Raw genomic sequence first — 22,114 nt, forward strand, 5'->3', positions numbered from 1 at the left:
TTATAAAAAGACTTAAAATATTATATCTCACTTAGTGAGTAAACCAACCAACTAAAAAATATACTATGGATTTTACTAAAAAAATGCTTCGGGACGATGCTTTAAAAGGCAAAACAATTATCGTAACCGGTGGAGGAAGTGGCCTCGGAAAAGCAATGACCAAATACTTTATGGAACTTGGCGCTAATGTAGCTATAACTTCCAGAAATCTGGAAAAACTTCAAAATACAGCCAAAGAACTTGAAAATGAGACCGGAGGTAAATGTTTCGCTGTTCAATGCGATGTTAGACATTACGATCAGGTAGAAAATATGCGCGATGAAGTTCTAAAAGAATTTGGAAACATAGATGTTTTATTAAACAATGCTGCAGGAAACTTTATTTCTCCAACCGAGAGATTAAGCGCCAATGCTTTTGATACTATTATTGACATTGTGCTAAAAGGAAGTAAAAACTGTACCATGGCGCTTGGAAAACATTGGATAGATACAAAACAAAAAGAAAAAACCGTACTAAATATTGTGACCACTTATGCGTGGACAGGTTCTGCTTATGTAGTGCCAAGTGCTACCGCGAAAGCAGGAGTTTTGGCTATGACGCGCTCCTTAGCGGTAGAATGGGCAAAATACGGAATTAGGTTCAATGCAATTGCACCCGGCCCCTTCCCCACTAAAGGCGCCTGGGATAGATTATTGCCGGGAGATTTAAAAGATAAATTCGATCTTGCTAAAAAAGTTCCACTAAAAAGAGTTGGTGAGCATCAGGAATTGGCAAACCTTGCCGCCTATTTGGTCTCAGATTTTTCAGCTTATGTAAATGGTGAAGTAATTACCATAGATGGAGGCGAATGGCTTAAAGGTGCAGGCCAGTTTAACTTATTAGAAGCAATCCCCGAGGAAATGTGGGATCAATTGGAGGCCATGATTAAAGCTAAGAAAGGTAATTAAGTATCTTTTTTTAAGTTTATATTTCAAAGCCTGGAACTTTTAAAAGTTGCAGGCTTTTTTATTTCATATAAGTAATCTCACAAAACCTTTTTCAACTAAATATTTAATTCTATTGAAAATAATATCACAAAAGATGTATATTGTTGCACAATTAATCAATAACACCTATTTAAATGAAAAAATTACTACTGAATTCATTAATTCTTTTCTTAGCAGTCAATGTTGGATTGCAAGCTCAGGAGAGTGAAAATATTCCGATAAGTCCCAAAGTTAAGATGGGCAAGTTGGATAACGGCCTTACCTATTATATTAGAAATAATGAACGCCCCGAAGACAAATTAGAGCTCCGTTTGGTTATAAACGCCGGTTCTATTCTTGAAAATGAAGATCAACAAGGTTTGGCTCATTTTGTAGAACACATGAATTTTAATGGCACCGAAAATTTTGAAAAAAATGAACTGGTAGATTACCTACAAAGCATTGGTGTAAAATTTGGCGCCGATCTTAATGCATATACCAGTTTTGATGAAACTGTTTATATTCTTCCTATCCCCAGCGATGATGACGAAACCCTAAACACCGGTTTTCAAATACTTGAAGATTGGGCGCATAAAGCTACTATGACCGATGAGGATATCGATGAAGAACGCGGTGTGGTTATGGAAGAATACCGTTTAGGCCTTGGTCCCGATAAGCGTATGATGCAGGAATACCTTCCAAAAGTAATGTATAACTCTCATTATGCAAACAGGCTTCCTATTGGAAAAAAAGAGGTGATTCAGGAAGCAGATTACGAAACTGTTCGCAATTTTTATAAAGACTGGTACCGTCCAGATCTTATGGCTGTTGTGGCTGTAGGAGATTTGGATGTTGAAAAGATAGAAGAAAAGATCAAAGAGCACTTTTCTAACCTGGAACCAGTAGAAAATCCCAGAGAAAGGAAAACTTATGATCTTCCCAATCACGAAGAAACCTTTGTTTCTATAGCTACAGATGAAGAAGCTCCATTTTCCCAGGTTCGTGTGTATTATAAAGACCACAAAGAATCTGAAGATGTGGTTACTAAAGAGGATTATATAGATCAGATGGAAAAAAATCTTTTCTCAACAATGATCAATAACCGTTTAAGTGAACTTACTAATAGTTCAAATCCTCCCTTCAACTATGGTTATTCTTACTATGGAGGCACTTTTGCCAGGAATAAAAATGCCTACCAGTCTTTCGCGATGACTGGCGAAAACCAGCAATTAGAATCTCTTAAAGCTTTACTGGAAGAAAATGAGCGTGTAAAACGTCATGGTTTTACGAAAAGTGAATTTGAAAGAGCTAAGAGTGAATATCTGGCAAGATTGGAGAAACAATACAAAGACCGAGACAAACAGGAAAGCGGTCGCCTGGTGAATCAGTATGTAAGCCATTTTCTTGAAAACTCCCCTATTCCGGGAACTGAATGGCGCTACAATTTTGCCCAGGAAAACTTAGAAAATATTGAGCTTGAAGAAATAAACGGACTTATTTCTGAATTTCTTCACGAAGATAATCGCGTAATTGTTCTTACCGGGCCTAAAAAAGAAGGTTTAGAGCCGGTTAAGGAAGAAGAGGTTATGTCACTTTTAGAGGAAATTAAAAACTCTGAAATTGCCGCTTACGAAGAAGAAAAGTTGCGTGATAATTTAATGACTAAAATGCCCAATGCCGGTAGCGTAGTAGAAACCAAAGAGAACGAGGAAGTTGGTTTCACACGATTAAAACTTAGCAATGGCGCTGAAGTAGTTTACAAAAAAACCGACTTTAAAAATGATGAAATCCTATTTAGCGCTAAAAGTATGGGAGGTACTTCCTTGTATTCAGATGAAGATTACTTAAATACTGCTTTAGCTAATAGCGGTCTTTCTCAAGCCGGGATTGCAGATCTTTCTATAAACGATCTTAGTAAAATGATGAGCGGAAAAATAGTTCAGGTTCGTCCGGAAATTTCGGGAATTACCGAGGGCTTTAGTGGTTCGTCAACCCCAAAAGACCTTGAAACACTATTTCAAATGGTTCATCTTTATTTCACCGATCTTAATAAGGATGAAGAAGCCTATACCGCTTTTGCAAATAAGCAAAAGGCATTTTTAGGAAACTTAATGTCTAATCCTAATTTTTATTTTCAGAATGAATTAGGGAAATTCAGAAATGAAGGCAATCCAAGATATGTTGGTTTTCCAACTCCAGAAAAATACGATGCACAGGATTATGAATTAGCTTACAAAAAATACCAGGAGCGTTTTGCCAATGCTGGTGATTTCACCTTTTATTTTGTAGGAAATATAGATGAAGAAAAAGTAAAAGAATACGCTTCAACCTATATTGCGAGCTTACCTTCTTCAGAAGAAACCGAAGAATTTGAAGTGCCTGAATTTAAACCTTCAACTTCAGGAGATAAGAAAGTGATTTACAAAGGAACCGATCCTAAAAGTATGGTAAATATTATTTGGAATGGGGAAACCGATTATGAAGCGGAAAAGGATTTTACGATGAAAGCTCTAGGAGAGATCCTAACGATAAAACTGGTAGAGCAACTTAGAGAAGAAGAAGCCGGGGTATATGGAGTTGGCGCCCGTGGCAACCTAAGCAAAATTCCTTATGGGTCTTATAGCTTTAGTATTTCTTTTCCTTGTGGGCCTGAAAATGTGGAAAGCTTAACTGAAGCTGCACTTGCTGAAGTTGAAAAAATTAAAGAAAACGGCCCAACTGAAAAGGATCTTGAAAAAATTAAAGAAACCTTTTTAGTACAGCGCAAAGATCAGCTTCAGGAAAACCGTTTTTGGTTGGATCAACTGGAATCGGCTGATATGGAAGACCGTGAAATAAATGAAGTCTTAAAATATGAAGAAAAAGTAGCTGCTTTAACAAAAGAAGAAATTAAGGAAGTTGCCAACGAATATTTAAACGAGAATTATTTACTAGGTATTCTAATGCCAGAGAAAAAAGAAGGTCAAGCTTCAGAAGCCGGGGAATAATCCGAGATTTGCTTAATATTAATTTATTTAAAACCGATTGTTGTGCTTTTCTGGCAACAATCGGTTTTTTATGTATAAGCTGTTAACAAAATCATTTTATAAACCTGTAATAAATTGTATTTTTACCCTTCAAAAATCATAAAAACTTAATGGGTAAAATCATTGCTATTGCAAACCAAAAGGGAGGAGTGGGGAAAACTACTACCTCGGTAAACCTGGCCGCTTCGCTTGGAGTACTTGAAAAGAAAGTATTGTTAATAGATGCAGACCCACAGGCCAACGCCACTTCCGGACTCGGAATTGACGTAGAAGAGGTTGAATTAGGTACTTACCAGCTTTTTGAAGACTCGATAGCTCCTGAAGAATGTATTCAAAAAACCAGTTCTCCAAATCTTGATATTATTCCTGCTCATATAGATCTTGTGGCTATAGAAATTGAGTTGGTAGATCAGGATGCCAGAGAATCTATGCTAAAAAAGGCTATTACCCCGCTAAAAGAGCTGTATGATTTTATTTTAATTGACTGTGCCCCTTCCCTGGGTTTATTAACTTTAAATGCATTGACCGCTTCAGATTCGGTGGTTATTCCAATACAGTGTGAATATTTTGCGCTGGAAGGTTTAGGTAAATTATTGAATACTATAAAAAGCGTTCAGAAAATTCATAATAATAAACTGGATATTGAAGGTTTATTGCTTACTATGTATGATTCTCGCTTAAGGTTATCTAACCAGGTGGTAGAAGAAGTACAGAAGCATTTTGGCGAGATGGTTTTTGATACAATCATTCAAAGAAATGTGCGTTTAAGTGAAGCCCCAAGTTATGGGGAAAGCATTATTAATTATGATGCAGGCAGCAAAGGAGCCAGCAATTATTTAAGCCTGGCACATGAAATTATAAAGAAAAACTCGTAGAAGATGGCGAAGGCGACCAAAAAACAAGCTTTAGGACGTGGACTTTCAGCTTTATTGAAAGATCCACAAAACGATATCCAATCTGCAGAAGATAAAAATGCCGACAAACTGGTTGGACATATTGTAGAATTAGATTTAGACTCTGTAGAAGTAAATCCATTTCAGCCAAGAACCAGTTTTAATGAAGACAACCTGAAAGAACTCGCGTCTTCAATAAGAGAACTAGGTGTAATCCAGCCAATTACCGTAAGAAAACTGGATTTTGATAAATACCAATTGGTTTCGGGAGAACGTCGTTATCGCGCTTCAAAATTAGTAGGTTTAGAAACTATTCCTGCATATATAAGGATTGCCAACGACCAGGAATCTCTAGAAATGGCATTGGTTGAGAACATCCAACGCCAGGATCTGGATCCTATTGAGATTTCACTTTCTTACCAGCGTTTAATAGATGAAATAAACCTTACCCAGGAACAATTAAGTGAACGCATTGGTAAAAATCGCTCTACTATTGCCAACTATTTACGTCTTCTTAAGCTCGACCCTATAATTCAAACAGGAATGCGAGATGGCTTTATGAGTATGGGCCACGGCCGCGCACTTATAAATGTTAGTGATCCGCAAAAGCAACTGGAGATCTACGAAAAAATACTTCAAAAATCATTGTCGGTAAGAGAAACCGAGCAACTGGTGCGTGAAGTAAACGAAGGCTCAAAAGCTTCAAAAACTTCCAAAAAAACCGCTGCAGTTCCTACTTCTTATAAAAAGGGAATTAAAGAATTCTCAGAATATCTCGGGACAAAAGTTGATGTAAAGGTTACTAAAAAAGGATCAGGAAAACTTAGTATTCCATTTTCTTCCGAAGAAGATTTTATTCGACTAAAAAAACTTATTCAGGGTGAAGACTAATCGGGTACTATCATTTTTCTTTTTTCTGTTGTTCGTTTTTACACTTACAGCCCAGGAAGATTCCTTAAGGATTGAAAACCCTGAATTAATAGATACAATTTCAGAAGAAAAAGATTATAAACCTTATAATGCATTGGCACCCGCAAAAGCTGCATTCTACTCGGCTATCCTACCCGGATTGGGCCAGGCATACAACGGTAAATACTGGAAAATTCCGTTGGTTTACGCCGGAATTGGTACCGGAGTTTATTTTTATATAAATAACAATAAAGAATGGAACCGCTATAGAGATGCTTATAAAAATCGGCTTGCTGGTAGAAAAGATGAATTTACTGTTGATGGAGACGAAAGAATATCTGACGACGGACTAATAAGAGCACAGGAATTTTACCGCAGAAATAAGGAAATCTCGATACTGGTAATTGCAGGGTTTTACGTATTAAATATTATTGATGCTAATGTAAACGCGCATCTACAACAATTTAATGTTAGTGAAGACCTTAGTTTAAAACCTAATATGGAGTTTGACGATTTTACAGGCAAGTCCAACTATGGACTATCTTTAAATTTTAGATTTTAAAGATAAAAATAGATAGCATAGGAATATTGTTATCCTTTCAATTAGAATTATAAGTAGATTAAAAAAATAGAGATGAAACTAGCACTTTTAGGATACGGAAAAATGGGGAAGACCATCGAAGAGATTGCAGTAAACCGTGGTCACGAAATTGTTTTAAAACTTGAAGAAGATATTGACACCTTCGAACTGGATAAAATGGAAATTGATGTTGCTATAGATTTTAGTGTTCCAAAAGCAGCATTCAAGAATATTACCACCTGTTTTAAAAATAATATACCAGTAGTTTGCGGAACCACAGGCTGGCTTGATGACTATGAAAAGGCGGTAGATATCTGCAAAAAAGAAGATTCTGCATTTATCTATGCTTCAAATTTTAGTGTGGGCGTTAATCTTTTCTTTGAACTGAACCGGAAACTGGCGAAGATGATGAATGGTATGAGTGATTATGAAGTGGAAATTGAAGAAATTCACCATACACAAAAACAAGATGCACCCAGTGGAACCGCTATAAGCCTGGCGCAGCAGATAATTACTGAAAACGATAAAAAGAACAACTGGCAACTGGATCATGCTGAAGAAGATGAGATTCCAGTAAAAGCCAAAAGAATTGAAAACGTTCCCGGCACCCACACCGTTTCTTACATATCTAAAATAGATACTATTGAAATTATGCATACCGCCAAATCCAGGGAAGGTTTTGCCCTTGGTGCTGTAATTTCCGCCGAATGGATCAAAGATAAAAAAGGCGTTTTCACCATGAAAGACGTACTTTCTGACCAAATAAAATAGAATTGAAGGTCAACAGTATTAAGTTGGCAAAAACAATAATCCCGAGGTAAGGAGGCATTTTATCTCACTTAGTAAGTAACAAATTCTAAGTATTGTTACTAATAAAGCAAAGACTAAAAATATGACATTTACAGAATGGTTTCTCTTTTTCCTGCTGGTGCAGGTTATTCACTTTGCAGGTACCTGGAAACTATATAAAAAAGCAGGCAGGCAAGCCTGGGAAGCCGCAATTCCCGTTTATAATGCTGTAATTTTAATGAAGATCATAAACCGCCCGTGGTGGTGGGTGATCCTTCTTTTTATACCCATTGTAAACCTAATTATGTTCCCTGTAATTTGGGTGGAGACCATTAGGAGTTTTGGACGTCACAGCACTACAGATACGCTTTTGGCTATTTTTACACTCGGTTTTTATATTTACTATATAAACTACGCAACCGATGTAAAATACATTGAAGACCGAAGCTTAAAACCCAGAACAGCTGCCGGTGAATGGATAAGCTCTATACTTTTTGCAGTTATCGCGGCTACAATTGTGCATACTTATGTGATGCAGCCCTTCACCATACCAACTTCTTCTTTAGAGAAAACATTACTGGTAGGCGACTTTTTGTTTGTGAGTAAGTTTCATTATGGTGCAAGATTACCAAGAACCGCTGTAGCTTTTCCTATGGTTCATGACACTATTCCGGTTTTAGGAGTTAAATCTTACTTAACCGAGCCTCAAATTCCTTATTTAAGATTACCGGGCTTTGAAGAGATAGAACGTAATGATATTGTAGTATTTAACTGGCCTGTAGATACAGTAAACGCTTTTCAGCAATATGGTGATGGGAAATATTATTACAAACCTATAGATAAGAAATCTAATTACGTAAAACGAGCGGTTGGACTTCCGGGAGACTCACTTCAGGTAAGTGAAGGAAAGGTAATTGTAAACAACGAACCACTTCAACTTCCCGGTCGGGCAAAACCACAGTTTACCTATTATGGTACCACGAATGGTCAGGGCTTCAATCCAAGATATTTATATGAAGAATATGATATTACCGATGGATATTATCACGATCCCAATACCAATCAATTCTATATAAAAGCTTTAACCGAAGCTGCGTATAACAGAATTAAAAATCATCCACACGTTACCAGCATCCAAAGATATTCTGATTCTTTAGGGGCTAAAAACCGAAGTATTTTTCCTAACGATGGAAAATTAAGTTGGAATAACGATCATATGGGACCAATTTATATCCCAAAAGAAGGAGTAACTGTAGATCTTACTTCTGAATCGATGCCATTCTATAAGCGAATTATAGAAACTTATGAAGGCAGCGAAATGGGCATAAATAATAAATTAAGCCTAAACGGCACCCAGGTTTTATTAAACGGTCAACCTACAAATTCTTACACCTTCAAGCAGAATTATTACTGGATGATGGGAGATAACCGCCATAACAGTGAAGACAGCCGTACCTGGGGCTTTGTACCGGAAAATCACGTGGTAGGAAAACCTGTTTTTGTATGGATGAGCTGGGATGCCAATGCGCAGGGCTTTTTTAATAAAATTAGATGGGATCGCGTTTTTACAACGGTAAAAGGAGACGCTCGACCTACCTCCTACTTACCTTATTTCCTTATTATAGTCGTTATTATTATTGCCTTCAATTACTTTAAAAAACGCAGGAAAAACGCTTAAATGGAAGAAATTCTAATACATCCGGCCTATTTTGGGCCGGTTTCTCAATTTGTTGTGCTGGTAAAAGCAGATAAAGTTCATTTTGAAAATGAAGATAATTATCAGAAACAAACCTATAGAAACCGGATGTATATCTATGATTCTAACGGAAAATTACTACTTAATATTCCCATTAAGCATCGGTCGGCTTTAACGGGTGAGCCTAAAAAAGCAGGAAAGCACCAACTCTATAAAGAGGTGCAAATTGAAAACGATTTTGAATGGCAAAAGCAACATTGGCGAGCCCTAAAAGCTTCTTACCAAACTTCACCATTTTTCGAGTTTTATGAAGATGAAATTTACCCGCTTTATCATAAGAAATACGATTACCTATTAGACTTTAATTACGCCTGTTTGGAGTTTGTAACCGAAGCACTTCAGTTGGATATGAATTTCAGTAAAACTTCAGAATACATTCTTCATCCTGAAGATAAAAAAGACTTAAGACCTCTGATAAATGCAAAAGGAAAGTTCAACTTTCAGCATCAGGAATACACTCAGGTTTTTCAGGATAAACTCGGTTTTCTACCGAATTTAAGCATCTTAGACTTGATTTTTAATGAAGGTCCAAATAGTTTAAATTTTCTGGAAGCGCAGGAATTTAAATTTTAAACCGGGTCATAACCGGATAATGATCGGAGTATTCATTTTTAAAGCGCTCAAAGGAGTTAATCTGTATCCCAGCATCAAATAGCATAAAGTCTATTCGTAACGGGAAATAATTCAGTTTAAAGGTTTGCCCAAAACCTTCTCCAGATTCCAGGAAAGCATCTTTAAACCTTTCATCGTTTATAAACTCATATATATAGGAGAAGGCGGTATTATTAAAATCTCCTGCAATAATAGTTTTACGCGAAGATTCCCGTACTTTCTTCATCATCATCTCGGCTTGTTCTTGTTGCATTCCAAATCCCTGCCCTATTCTGCCCAATAATTTTTTAGAATCTTCCTTTCGTAAATTATCAATTTCGGGCTTTACATTTAAAGATTGGAAGTGAACATTGTAGATACGCAGCGTATCTGTTTTTACGACTATATCGGTATAAATAGCGTTATTATTTCCGTTGTGTGGAAAATCAACTGAATACTGTTCTACAATAGGAAATTTGGAAAATATAGCCGAACCAAATTCTGAATTCCTTCCTTTTCTGTGCACAAAATGAAACGGATAAATCTCCTTTAAATTGGTTTCATCTACCGTATGCTCCTGGGTAAGTAAAATATCAGGATCTTTCTCCTTTATAAAATCTGTGATTCTTTCGGGAATATTTTCTTCATCAGTCCAATCATAAGTATTGAACATACGAACATTATAGCTCATAATACTTATCTCTTTTTCAGAAGTTTGCGTATTGGAGCTAAACTGGTAAAGGCTGGACACATAATTATACCCAATTAGCAACACAATAAAAGATAACAGGAATTGCCTTTTTAGTCGAATAATCCAATAAACCATAAAACCAAGGTTTACAAGTATTAAAACAGGTACTCCAAGACTTAATACCGATAATAAAGGAAATGATTTCGGAGGAATAAAGGCTAATAAATAAGATAGTAGTAATGCCGTACCAAGAAGAGAATTAAAGATAAAAATGATCTTATCTATAAGGCCAAGCTTTTTCATTTAATCTTCTTTACCGGCTTTAAATAAAAAGTCTTTCTCGCTTTTACTCAAGCTATCGTAACCGCTTTTACTTATTTTATCTAAAATAGCATCAATTTGCTTCTGCTTTTCATCCTTGTCTAATTTTCGAGAAGAAAAAGGTTTGCGCTGTTCGGTAGCCGACTTTTTATTTGTGTTTTTTCGGTATACAGTTTTCATTTTGGCTTTGCGTTCGGTGGTTTTAAATAAAGACGCGAAACTATCCATTATTTTTTCAAACCAGGAACCAATATCATTACCTTTTTGCAATTGTTTGGTATAAACATAACCCAAAGCCGCACCACCAAGGTGTGCAAGATGACCGCCCGCATTACTCATTGGAATTTGGATGATATCCAGTGCCACCAGAAAAGCAGCAATGTACCAGAATTTAATACTTCCTATTAAAAGCAGTTTAACCCGCATATTAGGAATATAAGTAGCTATCCCTACTAAAACCGCCATAACTCCGGCAGATGCTCCTATTAAATAAGAACGCCCCATAGATTGAAACGCAGGGAATAAATTATAGCTTAACATATAAACCAGCGCGCCCATAATTACCCCTAAAAAGAAATAATTAAGCAACCGCTTTGGTGAAAAATAATTCAGAAAATAAATTCCTGAGAAATATAAGATCAGCATATTAGATAAGATATGCCAAATTCCACCGTGTAAAAAAGAATAGGTGATTATAGACCAGGGCTTAAAAATGAACTCTCCCGGTTCCTTCGGAAAAACAAACCACTCCAATAAAAAATCTGATGGTAACTGAAATAAATAAGCTATAGTTCTAAATAAAAAGAACAGGAAGAAAACCAATACGTTAATAGCAATCAGCTTTTCAACTACCGTAGCGGTTTGCAGTTTATATCTTATTTTATCAGATCCTTTCATCAATCCCAGCGATTTTGATTAAACTGGTTTTTCTTCCAGTACCACATCATTATAAAGCCAAACAGAGCACCTCCAACGTGGGCAAAGTGTGCTACGCCTCCTCCAAATAACGAATATCCTGTAAATCCTGAAAATAAATCTATTAAAATAAGTACAGGAATAAAGTATTTCGCCTTAATAGGTACCGGTACAAATAACAGGAATAATTCAACATTAGGAAACATCATTCCAAAAGCTACCAGAATACCGTAAATAGCTCCAGAAGCTCCCACAGCCGGTGTATTGACACTCTGATATAGACTTTGCAAAGTTTCTTTTGGTACAGAATCCAGAATGGCGGTAGAATACTCTCCCGTTTTAAGCAGTTGCTCTACACTCCCCATACTCATCCCTGCATCTAACAATGCATTATAACCGGTTTTAAACTCTATATAATTTACTAAAGTATGTAAAAATGCGGCTCCAAGCCCTGCCGAAAAATAGAAGAAAATAAATTTCTTTTGCCCCAACATTTGTTCAATTGGTCCACCAAAAGCCCATAAGGCATACATATTAAAGATAATATGCATCAAGCTGCCGTGCATAAACATATGGCTAACAAACTGCCATGGCATAAAGTTTTCGTTCTCAAAGAACCAAAGAGCAAATAATTGATAGGAGTAATCTCCCAAAAACTGGCTACCAACAAAGAAAATAATGTTGATGATTAAAAGTACTTTTACAGTTTCGGTAATTCTTCCCATTTACATAAATTTTTTATCCAGCTCGTCTACCGTTAAAGTAACGAAAACCGATCTGTTAGACGGGCTTAACCCGGGTTCTTTACAAGCAAACAACCTGTTAACGATATGCTGCTGCTCGGTATTGTTTAAAAGTGTTCCAGATTTTACCGCCATTCCTTTTGCAAGCGACTTTGCCAGCAAATCGGTTTGAGAAAATCCATTATCGGGCACATCGTTTTCAAAATCGGCGATAAGCTGTTCTAATAAGATTTCTACTTCACTTTCTGAAATTAAAGTTGGAATCCCAACAATTTCTACGGAATCACTTTTTACTTCAGAAAATACAAATCCGGTTTGTTCCAAAGAATCCTTTAGTTGTTTTAATATCTCTATTTCGTGCGTGTTAAACTGAAGATTTAACGGAAACAACAACTGTTGGCTCACTGCGGCTGAAACCGTAATATTTTTCAGCATTTCTTCGTATAAAATCCTGGTGTGCGCCCGGTGTTGATCTATTACTAAAATACCACTCTTCAGCGTACTTACAATATATTTTTTATGAAGCTGAAAGGTTGATTTTTCTTCTGTATCTTGAGAAGGCTGAAATAAATTTCCGGTTACTTCTTCGCTTTCAAATTCTATTTCCCTAAAATCTGAATCAGGCTTGGGAACGTCTTCAGTTTGTAATCCTGCGTAAAGGCTTTCCCAACTTTCTCCGCGTTCTTTTTTAAAGTTTGAAGAAAAGGAATTTGACCCCGTTTTATGAGTTCGGGCATTTTCTTCCTGAAATGGATTAAAATTACGATCTACTTCTACCTGTGGTACTTCAGCAGATCTATTTTTATAATCGTAAGGTGTATCCAGGTTTGCATCCCGATCAAAATCTAAGACCGGAGCTACGTTAAACTGACCTAAACTATGCTTAATAGCGCTTCTTAAAATCGCATACAACGCGTGTTCATCATCAAACTTAATCTCAGTTTTGGTAGGATGAATATTGATATCTATACTTTTAGGATCAACTTTTAAGAAAAGAAAATAACTGGGATAAGATTTATCTTTCAATAAACCTTCAAAAGCCGCAACAACAGCGTGGTTTAGATAAGGGCTTTTTATAAACCGATTATTTACAAAAAAGAATTGTTCTCCCCGCGATTTTTTGGCAAACTCAGGTTTCCCTACAAATCCGGAGATTTCAACAATCTCGGTCTCTTCGGTTACCGGCACCAGTTTTTCGTTGGTTTTTCCGCCAAAAATATTAGTAATTCGTTGCCTGTGATTAGTCTCCGGAAGTTGAAAAAGCTCACTCCCGTTATGAAATAAAGAAAAAGCGATTTGTGGATGCGCCAAAGCTACCCTTTGAAATTCGTCTATAATATGCCGTGTTTCTACAGCATCAGATTTCAAAAAATTTCTTCTTGCAGGAATATTATAAAACAGGTTTTTTACGCTTACCGAAGTTCCTTTTGGGCAGACACAAACATCCTGATTGGCAACTTTACTGCCTTCCACTTTAATTTGTGTTCCAACTTCATCATCCTCTGGTTTAGTCTTTAACTCTACATGCGCAATTGCGGCAATAGACGCTAATGCTTCTCCCCTAAAGCCTTTGGTTTGTAAACTAAAAAGATCTTCAGCAGCTTTGATTTTTGAAGTAGCGTGGCGTTCAAAACACATTCTGGCATCGGTAAGGCTCATTCCTTTACCATCATCAACTACCTGAATAAGCGTTTTTCCGGCATCTTTTATTACCACCTGGATATTCCCTGAACCTGCGTCAATAGCATTTTCCACGAGTTCCTTTACCACCGAAGCCGGCCTTTGCACCACTTCCCCGGCAGCAATCTGATTCGCTACATGGTCTGGTAAAAGTTGAATTATATCTGTCATTTAGGGGTGATTGGAAAAGATGGACAGATCAAAGTCTATTATCCATAAAAAAATGAGAACGAGCACCATTATAATTATAAGCAACCTTTTATTGATTTCCCGGTTACCGCGCGTTCTACTGGATTTACGTACTTCAGCCCATTGAGAGCCAAAATCTATAGCATTTGTAGTTTCTTTGTACTTACTAAATTTTGAATCAAAACTATAAATATTACCCGTATCCTTCCCCTTATAATAACGTGGGGTGTAATTATAGCGGGCATTCTTTCTTGGTTTATAAATTTTGATTTTCAAAATATGTCGATTTTCTGTGGTAGTTCAAATTTACTCAAATTGCTTCAAAAAACCGAAGCCAAAGAGCTTAAAAAGAAATCAACAAGAATAATGCCGATAAAGCGCCTGGCTTAATATTTAGCGTCCCTACGTAGTTTTGCCATTTTAATAGCCGCAATGGCAGCTTCAGTACCTTTGTTACCGTGTGCGCCACCACTTCTGTCCCTGGCTTGTTGCATATTATGATCTGTTAATACACAAAAGATAATTGGAGTATCATTTTTTACATTAAGATCTTTTATGCCTTGGGTAACTCCCTCGCACACAAAATCAAAATGTTTAGTCTCTCCTTCTATTACGCTACCAATAGCGACAATAGCATCTAGCATATCAAAACTTTCCTGCATTTTTTTACAGCCATAAATAAGCTCAAAACTGCCGGGAACATTCCAACGTACAATTTTATTAGGCTCTACATTATTCTCTATAAGCGCGTTGTAAGCGCCATTATAGAGTCCTTCGGTAATTTCATCGTTCCATTCTGAAACAACAATCCCGATGCGAAAATCACTCGCATCGGGAATTTGGTCTTTATCGTAATCAGAAAGATTATTTCCTGCTGTTGCCATAAATTATTGTTTTGCAGCACGAGCCTGCCCCATATAGACCGGTACCTGCTCAGCTTCAGGAGCTTCAGGATACTCGTCTTTTATCTGCTGAAGGTGTTCTTCAGCATCAGCGGGTTGCCCAACTTCCAAAGCGGTAATTGCTGCTTTTAGTAAAAATTTTGGTGTTGTAAACTCATTAGATCTCATAGAAGCTGCTTTTTCATAATATCCTAAAGCTTCTTCCGGTTGTTCTAATTGCATAAATGCGTCGCCAATTCCTCCGGTAGCTAAAGCTGCCAGAACTTCATCATCACTATTAAAATCCTCAAGATAATTGATGGCTTCCTGGTAATTCCCGGTATTCAAATAAGCGAAACCGGCATTATAGGTTGCAAGGTTTGCTGCATCTGTACTTCCGTAATTATTTATAATATCAATAAAACCATATTTACCTTCACCACCATTTAAAGACAAGGTGAAAAGTGAATCGCGCTCAGCTCCAGAAGCATTTAAAGCAGATGCAAAATAATTTTGCGCCTGTGCCATTTCGTTGGCCGCTTCTTCCTGTTTTGGCTCACTTACAAAACGTTCGTAACCAAGGTAACCCAATACGGCTACAATTGCTACTCCAACAATGATATAAATATACTTTTGATTTTCTGCTACCCAGGTTTCGGTCCTGCCAGCTCCTTCGTCAAGAGTGTTAAATACTTCAGCAGTTGTAGATTCGTCTTCTACCTGATTTTGCTGTTCTTCCTTGTTAGATGGTTTATATCCTTTTTTCTTGTAAGTTGCCATAAAAACTGTTTAATGCGTGGCAAAAATATGATTTTTATTCAAAATTAAAAGGGAAATTATTTGTATTTTTTTAATATTTTCGGGTCATTCGCTTTACTTTCAGAATTCTATTATACAAATATCAAAAAGCTGAATAACAGCATTTTATGTTTTTAAAACACCTTTCTTTAGTTAATTACAAAAACCTTGATTCAGCTTCTTTCGAATTTGATACGAAAATAAATTGTTTTATAGGCAATAATGGCGTTGGTAAAACCAACGTCCTGGATAGTATTTATCATTTGGCTTTTGGAAAAAGTTATTTTAACCCAATAACCAGCCAAAACATTAATCACGATGCCGACTTCTTTGTAGTTGAAGGACAATTTGAAAAATTACAAAAAGAGGAGCAAATATTGGTAAGCGCAAAACGCGGACAAAAAAAAGTTATAAAGCGGAACAACAAGCCCTATGAAAAATTCAGTGAGCATATTGGCTTTATTCCTACAGTAATTATTTCACCGGCCGATCGTGACCTTATTATTGAAGGAAGCGAAACCCGGCGAAAGTTCATGGATGGTGTGATCTCCCAAAGCGATAATGTCTATCTAAATAAGCTTATTCAGTATGGAAAGATAAATGCACAGCGTAATTCTTTGCTGAAATACTTTGCCGCCAACCATAGTTTTGATCGTGATACTTTAGAAGTTTACAACCTGCAACTTAGCGACCTGGGGCAATACATCTTCGAAAAACGAAAAGCCTTTTTAGAAGAATTCATTCCTATTTTTAATAAACGCTATGCTGATATTACTAAAAATGAAGAGCAGGTAGATATCAGTTATAAAAGTCAGCTATTTGACAGTTCTTTAGCATCTTTACTTGAAGCAAACCTTCAAAAGGATATGGCCCTGCAATATACAAGCGTTGGCACACATAAGGACGATCTAAGTTTTGAAATTGAAGGCCATCCTATTAAAAAATTTGGTTCCCAGGGGCAACAAAAATCTTTTTTAGTAGCCTTAAAATTGGCGCAATTCGATTTTATAAAAGCTATTAGTAAAGTAAATCCAATTTTACTGCTCGATGATATTTTCGACAAATTAGACGAGCAACGTGTAGCACATATTGTAGCTTTGGTGGCCACAGATCAATTGGGTCAAATTTTTATTAGTGACACCCACGCAGACCGCACTGAAGCTGTGGTTAAAAGCAGTAAACAATCTTATAAACTCTTTAAATTGTGAATAAAAAAATTCTCTTTTTTCTCTTCGGAATCGTACATTTAGGATGCCAAAAAAATAATCCTGAAGAACAGTTAGAGCACCTCACCGGTTACTGGGAAATTGACCGTGTAGAGATCTTTGAAGACTCAGTAATTAATTACAAAATAAACGCCACTGTAGATTATATGGAGTTTGATAGCAATAAAGGTTTTCGCAAAAAAGTAAAACCACAATTTGATGGCAGTTTTAAAACAAGTGACAATAAAGAAGAAATTTCAGCACGTATAGAAAATGATAGTTTACGTCTTTATTATAAAACTCCATTTGATGAGTGGAAAGAAACTGTAATTTCTGCTGAAGAAAAGAAATTTAGCGTCCTAAATCGAGACGGGAAGATATATTATTACACCAAATTCACATCCTTACTAGATAATGAAGATGAAGAAGAGAAATAGTGAAAATCAAAGTTTAAGCGAAGTTCTAAAAGAGTTTGTAGATCATAATAAACTCCAGGGAGGCCTGGATAAAGTAAGCGTTAAAGATGTTTGGTACCGGGAAATGGGACCAGCTATTGAAAAGTACACTACTGCTATTAAACTGCAAAACGAAACGCTGTTTGTTCAGTTAAGTTCTTCTGTGCTAAGAGAAGAGCTTAGTTATGGTAAAGGAAAAATAATAGCTATGCTAAACAGAGAATTAGGGAAAGACCTCATCAAAAAATTGGTTTTACGTTAATGCAGCATCGCTATTTTAAGATTTACAAACCTTACGGCTATTTAAGTCAGTTTATTACCAACGAGCGTCCAAGGAAAAAAAAGAAACTTTTGGGAGAGTTAGGCGATTTCCCGGATGAAACAATGTCGGTTGGTCGTTTAGACCAGGATTCTGAAGGTCTATTATTTCTTACCACCGATGGAAAAGCAAGTGCTGAAGTTACCGGGAATAAAATTGAGAAAGAATATTATGTTCAGGTAGATGGGCAAATCACCCTTGAAGCAATAAAAAAAATACAACTTGGAGTAGAGATAAGCATTAATGGTAAAAGCTATAACACACTTCCCTGCAAAGCTTTTATTTTAGAAGAAAGACCAGAATTTCCGGAAAGAGCTAAGAAAATTCGTGACGAACGCCACGGTCCTACCAGTTGGATTTCGGTAACTTTGGTGGAAGGTAAATTTCGCCAGGTCAAAAAGATGACTGCTGCCGTTGGATTCCCCACTTTAAGGTTGGTTCGCGTGAGAATTGGTAATGAAAAACTGGACAAAATGGATGCCGGTGAAGTTATTGAATTAACTGTGTTTTCCTATTAAATGTATTTTCCAATTCATTTTGAATTATTTCATATTAGCCTTACAAACCTTAACTTTGAAGCCTCATAACAACCTATGCAAAACGCAGAATTAAGAACGGTTACAGTAACCAGGTATATCACTCCGCTTAGAGAAGGAGGCTCCTTACCTGCTCTCACCGAAGCTGACGACGATTTTAAATATGTCCTTAAATTTAAAGGTGCAGGCCATGGTGTAAAAGCTCTTATTGCCGAATTACTCGGGAGCGAAATTGCGCGCGCATTGGGATTTAAGGTACCAGAACTCGTTTATGCCAATTTAGATGAAGCTTTCGGCAGAACTGAAGGTGATGAGGAAATTCAGGATCTTTTGCAGGCCAGCCAAGGATTAAATCTTGCGCTGCATTTTCTCTCCGCAGCAATCAATTTTGATCCCGTGGTAACTGAAGTTGATGAGTTTGAAGCTTCAAAAATAGTTTGGCTTGATGCATTTATCACTAATGTAGACCGCACCTATAGAAATACCAATATGCTTATTTGGCATAAAGAATTATGGCTTATAGATCACGGTGCTTCTTTTTATTTTCACCATTCCTGGAGCAATGTGGAAGAAAAAGCCAAAACGCCTTTTGCTTTTATTAAAGATCATGTCTTGCTGCCGCGAGCCAGTAAATTACAAGAAGCCGATAAATTTTGTAGAGAATTAATTACTCCCGAAAAAATAAAAGATATCGTATCGCTAATTCCTTCTGAATGGTTGCAATGGGAGGATACCGATGAAACTGAAGAGGAAATAAAAGAAGTTTATACTCAATTTTTAACCACCCGGCTTAAACATTCAGGAATTTTTATAAAAGAAGCAGAAAATGCAAGAAAAGCACTTATATGAATATGCTGTAATTAGGCTGGTACCTAAAGTTGAACGTGAAGAATTCCTGAACGTTGGCATTATAGTTTTCAGCAAACAGGGAAAATATTTAAAAGCTTTGTTTCAGGTTGATGAAGAGCGACTAAGAGTTTTTTGCAAAGATCTGGACAAAGATGAAATTTGTTCCAATCTAGATTCTTTTAAGAAAATATGCGAGGGAAGTAAAAATGGAGGGCCTATTGCTCAATTAGATTTACCATCGCGTTTTAGATGGCTTACTGCAGTGCGAAGTTCTATCATTCAAACCTCACGACCACACCCGGGAATGACCAGTGATCTTGATAAAACGTTACAGAGGCTTTTTACAGAACTTGTTTTATAAAGAAATACTGTTTCAGAACTAAATAAAAAAACGTCATCACGAACAAAGTGAAGTAACCTGTAATTGGATAACTAAAAAACTACGGGTTGCTTTCCGATAAAATCAGGATCGCAATGACGAATATTATCTTTATTGGCTTACTTAATTACCCCTTAAACTTAACAGCCATTTCTACAGTTCTTTTTGCCTGGTGTTTAACTGCTTTTTTAATATTATCTCCCGGCGTATTCCCATCTGCGGTAACACTTATGCCGTAAGGATTTCCTCCGGCTTCAAACAAACAAGGGTCAGTATAGCCAGGAGCAACGATTATTGATCCCCAGTGCATCACGGTTTTATACAGAGATAACAAAGTCGCTTCCTGTCCCCCATGCGGGTTTGCTGCACTGGTCATTCCGCTAACCACTTTATTAGCTAATTTCCCGCTAGACCAAAGTCCGCCGGTGGTATCAAAAAATGCTTGCAATTGTGATGGTAAGTTTCCATAACGAGTTGGGGTACTAAAAATAATAGCATCTGCCCATTCCAGATCATCTAAAGTTGCCGTTGGAAAATCTTTATTTTCCTCAACATATTTCTTCCAGTTATCGTTTTGATCTATAGCTTCACGAGGCGCGGTTTCCTGCACTTTCTTCACTCTTACTTCTGCTGCGCCGGCTTCTTTTGCAGCTTCACCTGCCCATTGGGCTAATTGGTGATTTGTTCCTGTGGCACTATAAAATATTACAGCTACTTTTGGTTGACTCATAATTTCTCTTTTTAAAGTTGATTAATCTTTTCAACTAAATATAAAACAAATTAGAGCTAATAGGTTTAAGATTATTATAAAATTGAATTAATAACCAACCGCTCTTCCATCATAGCTTCTAGAATCGGCAGCACCGTAAATAATGTGATTCTCCCAGTCAATATAAATTCCCATAGCGCGACCACTACTTCCACCTTCGTAAATTTCGTGACCCATTTCTTCATAGATCTTTTTAATATCTGGAGAAAAGCCCCAATCTTCAAAGCGGGTTCGATCTGGTAACCATTGATGATGAATCCTTGGAGATTCTATTGCTTCGGCAATATTCATTTTATAATCCAGGGTGTTTACAATCACCTGCAATACAATATTGATAATGGCTCTACCTCCCGGGCTGCCAATCACTAGAAGCGGCTTTCCGTTCCTGGATACAATAGTTGGCGACATACTGGAAAGCATACGTTTTCCGGGAGCTACCAAATTTGGGTTGGTGCCAATTAACCCATTAGTATCGGTATACCCAGGAATTGGATTAAAATCGCCCATTTCATTATTCAGCAAAAATCCGGCACCTTCTACAACGATCTTCGAGCCGTAACTATGCTCTAAAGTATAAGTAAGCGAAACCGAATTCCTGTCTTTATCTACTATAGAAATATGTGTAGTTTGCGGACTTTCATATTGCAAATGCACTTTATTAAAATTAGCAGAATCGCTTACTGAGGCAGTTTTTAATTGAATACTTTCTGTTAGATCTTTTGCATATTCTTTTGAAGTTAATTTTTCTAGCGGCATTTCAGGATTAAAATTAGGATCACCTAAATGCAAAGCCCTATCGGAAAAAGCCCTTCTCATAGCCTCGGTAAGGAGATGCAAAGATGTAGCAGAATTTGCCCCATATTTTTCCAGATTAAAGCCTTCAAGAATATTAAGCATTTCAATAACCGCAACACCTCCGGAGCTTGGTGGTGGCATGGCTATGATTTCGTAACCACGATAAGTACCTGTAATTGGTTTTACTTCTTCAGCTTCGTATTTTGCGAGATCTTCTTCAGTAATCAATCCGCCGTGTTCTTTCATAAAATCGGCCATCAATTTCGCGGTTTTTCCTTTATAAAACCCATCGGCACCGTTTTTCTGAATTCGTTTTAAAGTTTTAGCAAGATCTGGCTGTTTAAAGTTTTCACCGGGCTTATAAATATCTTCTCCGTTTTTAAGAAAGGCCTCTGCAGTAGCGGCATATAGATCTTCGTCTTTATGCTCCTTTATCCAGTTTAAAAATCCATTCATTCGGTAAGTAGATTCAAAACCGTTTTCTGCCAGCTCAATAGCGGGTTGCAAAAGATCTGCCCAGGCTAAACTACCCATTTTCTGGTGCGCCTTATAAAGTCCGGCCACAGTACCAGGAACTCCTACCGAAAGTAAACCTTCGTGATTAGAATTGTCTTTAATCTTCCCATCGGGACCAAGAAACATATCCCTTGTGGCAGCCATTGGGGCCTTTTCCCTAAAATTGAAAGCAGTTTTATCACCATCGCCCCCGTGATATAGCAAAAAACCACCACCGCCAATATTACCGGCTGAAGGTAAAGTAACCGCCAGCGCAAAAGCTGTAGCCACACTGGCATCTATAGCATTACCTCCTTTTGCAAGAATATCCTTTCCTACTTCTGAAGCCAAATAGTGACTGGTAGCTACCATCCCGTTTTCTGCCCGTACGGGAATACGCCCGGTTTGTGAAAAAACTGGAAAACAAAAGCTAAATGCTAAAAAGAGGCAAACTAAAGATTTGATTTTTCTCATTTTAATTTATTGAATTTAGATTAGCGGTACTATTACAAACAAACAGTAATTACTCTGTGAAAACTATTTCGGAACAAACCGGGCGATTATAGAAAATATTATTTTTCATTT

Annotated in this window: 23 protein-coding genes; 14 read left to right on the forward strand and 9 right to left on the reverse strand. The window is 37.0% G+C overall.

Going from position 1 to position 22,114, the window contains the following annotated elements:
* Window positions 1-65 precede the first annotated feature (65 nt).
* From APB85_RS10760 to APB85_RS10795, 8 genes are all read left to right on the forward strand, one after another.
* On the forward strand, window positions 66-947 hold the full coding sequence (locus tag APB85_RS10760) for an SDR family oxidoreductase (protein WP_057481728.1): 882 nt from the start codon (window positions 66-68) through the stop codon (window positions 945-947).
* A gap of 173 nt (window positions 948-1,120) precedes the next feature.
* Window positions 1,121-3,952 (forward strand): M16 family metallopeptidase, encoded by a 2,832-nt coding sequence (locus tag APB85_RS10765; RefSeq protein WP_057481727.1) that lies wholly within the window; start codon window positions 1,121-1,123, stop codon window positions 3,950-3,952.
* Window positions 3,953-4,101: 149 nt separating this feature from the next.
* Entirely contained in the window at window positions 4,102-4,866 is a 765-nt protein-coding gene (locus tag APB85_RS10770; RefSeq protein ID WP_057481726.1) for a ParA family protein, read from the forward strand.
* Window positions 4,867-4,869: 3 nt separating this feature from the next.
* Complete coding sequence (locus APB85_RS10775; RefSeq protein WP_057481724.1) at window positions 4,870-5,775, forward strand: ParB/RepB/Spo0J family partition protein; 906 nt, start codon at window positions 4,870-4,872, stop codon at window positions 5,773-5,775.
* Window positions 5,765-6,355 (forward strand): DUF5683 domain-containing protein, encoded by a 591-nt coding sequence (locus APB85_RS10780; protein WP_057481722.1) that lies wholly within the window; start codon window positions 5,765-5,767, stop codon window positions 6,353-6,355. Before APB85_RS10775 ends, APB85_RS10780 begins: the two co-directional genes overlap by 11 nt.
* Before the next feature lie 72 nt (window positions 6,356-6,427).
* Window positions 6,428-7,144, forward strand: coding sequence for a 4-hydroxy-tetrahydrodipicolinate reductase (dapB, locus tag APB85_RS10785; RefSeq protein WP_057481720.1), 717 nt, complete (start codon window positions 6,428-6,430; stop codon window positions 7,142-7,144).
* Window positions 7,145-7,265: 121 nt separating this feature from the next.
* Window positions 7,266-8,840: a signal peptidase I gene (lepB, locus tag APB85_RS10790; RefSeq protein ID WP_057481718.1), complete on the forward strand. Its 1,575-nt coding sequence runs from the start codon at window positions 7,266-7,268 to the stop codon at window positions 8,838-8,840.
* Window positions 8,841-9,491: a WbqC family protein gene (locus APB85_RS10795; protein WP_057481717.1), complete on the forward strand. Its 651-nt coding sequence runs from the start codon at window positions 8,841-8,843 to the stop codon at window positions 9,489-9,491.
* On the opposite strand, the gene APB85_RS10800 is transcribed toward APB85_RS10795, so the two are convergent.
* The 7 genes from APB85_RS10800 to APB85_RS10830 form a co-directional block, all read right to left on the reverse strand.
* Window positions 9,481-10,503 carry an endonuclease/exonuclease/phosphatase family protein gene (locus APB85_RS10800; protein ID WP_057481715.1) on the reverse strand — a complete coding sequence of 341 codons (1,023 nt, stop codon included), beginning with the start codon at window positions 10,501-10,503 and terminating at the stop codon, window positions 9,481-9,483. The genes APB85_RS10795 and APB85_RS10800 overlap by 11 nt on opposite strands.
* Window positions 10,504-11,418 carry a rhomboid family intramembrane serine protease gene (locus tag APB85_RS10805; RefSeq protein ID WP_057481713.1) on the reverse strand — a complete coding sequence of 305 codons (915 nt, stop codon included), beginning with the start codon at window positions 11,416-11,418 and terminating at the stop codon, window positions 10,504-10,506.
* Window positions 11,418-12,161, reverse strand: a complete 744-nt coding sequence (locus APB85_RS10810; protein WP_057481712.1) for a rhomboid family intramembrane serine protease — start codon at window positions 12,159-12,161, stop codon at window positions 11,418-11,420. Before APB85_RS10810 ends, APB85_RS10805 begins: the two co-directional genes overlap by 1 nt.
* Window positions 12,162-14,030 carry a DNA mismatch repair endonuclease MutL gene (gene mutL / locus APB85_RS10815; protein ID WP_057481710.1) on the reverse strand — a complete coding sequence of 623 codons (1,869 nt, stop codon included), beginning with the start codon at window positions 14,028-14,030 and terminating at the stop codon, window positions 12,162-12,164.
* The gene (locus tag APB85_RS17500) at window positions 14,031-14,324 is read right to left on the reverse strand and encodes a hypothetical protein (RefSeq protein ID WP_103294456.1); all 294 of its coding nucleotides are present in this window, start codon (window positions 14,322-14,324) and stop codon (window positions 14,031-14,033) included.
* Window positions 14,325-14,434: 110 nt separating this feature from the next.
* Entirely contained in the window at window positions 14,435-14,932 is a 498-nt protein-coding gene (gene ribH / locus APB85_RS10825; protein ID WP_057481707.1) for a 6,7-dimethyl-8-ribityllumazine synthase, read from the reverse strand.
* Window positions 14,933-14,935: 3 nt separating this feature from the next.
* A complete protein-coding gene (locus APB85_RS10830) occupies window positions 14,936-15,709 on the reverse strand; it encodes a tetratricopeptide repeat protein (protein ID WP_057481706.1) in 774 nt (257 codons plus the stop codon).
* Between the two features lie 146 nt (window positions 15,710-15,855).
* Between APB85_RS10830 and recF the strand changes: the two genes are divergently transcribed.
* The 6 genes from recF (at window position 15,856) to APB85_RS10860 (ending at window position 19,452) form a co-directional block, all read left to right on the forward strand.
* Entirely contained in the window at window positions 15,856-16,935 is a 1,080-nt protein-coding gene (gene recF, locus APB85_RS10835) for a DNA replication/repair protein RecF (protein ID WP_057481705.1), read from the forward strand.
* Window positions 16,932-17,369 (forward strand): lipocalin family protein, encoded by a 438-nt coding sequence (locus APB85_RS10840; protein ID WP_057481704.1) that lies wholly within the window; start codon window positions 16,932-16,934, stop codon window positions 17,367-17,369. The genes recF and APB85_RS10840 overlap by 4 nt, the downstream gene beginning before the upstream one ends.
* On the forward strand, window positions 17,353-17,649 hold the full coding sequence (locus tag APB85_RS10845; RefSeq protein ID WP_057481703.1) for a DUF721 domain-containing protein: 297 nt from the start codon (window positions 17,353-17,355) through the stop codon (window positions 17,647-17,649). Before APB85_RS10840 ends, APB85_RS10845 begins: the two co-directional genes overlap by 17 nt.
* Window positions 17,649-18,224 (forward strand): pseudouridine synthase, encoded by a 576-nt coding sequence (locus APB85_RS10850; RefSeq protein WP_057481702.1) that lies wholly within the window; start codon window positions 17,649-17,651, stop codon window positions 18,222-18,224. The genes APB85_RS10845 and APB85_RS10850 overlap by 1 nt, the downstream gene beginning before the upstream one ends.
* Before the next feature lie 75 nt (window positions 18,225-18,299).
* Window positions 18,300-19,091 carry a HipA family kinase gene (locus APB85_RS10855; RefSeq protein ID WP_057481701.1) on the forward strand — a complete coding sequence of 264 codons (792 nt, stop codon included), beginning with the start codon at window positions 18,300-18,302 and terminating at the stop codon, window positions 19,089-19,091.
* Complete coding sequence (locus APB85_RS10860; RefSeq protein ID WP_057481700.1) at window positions 19,069-19,452, forward strand: DUF3037 domain-containing protein; 384 nt, start codon at window positions 19,069-19,071, stop codon at window positions 19,450-19,452. The genes APB85_RS10855 and APB85_RS10860 overlap by 23 nt, the downstream gene beginning before the upstream one ends.
* Window positions 19,453-19,597: 145 nt before the next feature.
* On the opposite strand, the gene wrbA is transcribed toward APB85_RS10860, so the two are convergent.
* Both wrbA and ggt read right to left on the reverse strand, forming a co-directional pair.
* Window positions 19,598-20,200 carry an NAD(P)H:quinone oxidoreductase gene (gene wrbA / locus APB85_RS10865; RefSeq protein WP_057481699.1) on the reverse strand — a complete coding sequence of 201 codons (603 nt, stop codon included), beginning with the start codon at window positions 20,198-20,200 and terminating at the stop codon, window positions 19,598-19,600.
* An 87-nt stretch (window positions 20,201-20,287) separates the two neighbouring features.
* Window positions 20,288-22,003, reverse strand: coding sequence for a gamma-glutamyltransferase (gene ggt / locus APB85_RS10870; protein WP_057481698.1), 1,716 nt, complete (start codon window positions 22,001-22,003; stop codon window positions 20,288-20,290).
* Window positions 22,004-22,114 lie beyond the last annotated feature (111 nt).

The sequence above is a fragment of the Salegentibacter mishustinae genome (assembly GCF_002900095.1).
Classification (GTDB): domain Bacteria; phylum Bacteroidota; class Bacteroidia; order Flavobacteriales; family Flavobacteriaceae; genus Salegentibacter; species Salegentibacter mishustinae.